We start from the raw sequence: 229 nt of genomic DNA on the forward strand, positions 1-229 counted from the left end.
GCCGCCGACGCGGTGGCCGCCCGGGTCGATGCCCGCATCGCGGCCGGCGCGCAGGTTCTGCCGGCGCCAGAGGCCATCTTCAACGCGCTGACCCTCACGCCCCTGGAGCGCGTGAAGATCGTCATCCTCGGCCAGGACCCCTACCCGACCCCGGGCGACGCCAACGGCCTCGCCTTCTCGTATGTGGGTGCACGGCGCCTGCCCGCCTCCCTCAAGGTGATCCTGGCCG

At 73.4% G+C, this 229-nt stretch carries 1 pseudogene; it reads left to right on the forward strand.

What is annotated here, in order from left to right:
• Nucleotides 1–229 (forward strand): annotated as a pseudogene (locus tag CVH10_RS25150) (hypothetical protein); the annotation flags it as partial.

This window comes from Halomonas sp. ND22Bw (genome assembly GCF_003011945.1).
GTDB classification, from domain to species: Bacteria; Pseudomonadota; Gammaproteobacteria; order Pseudomonadales; family Halomonadaceae; genus Halomonas; species Halomonas halophila.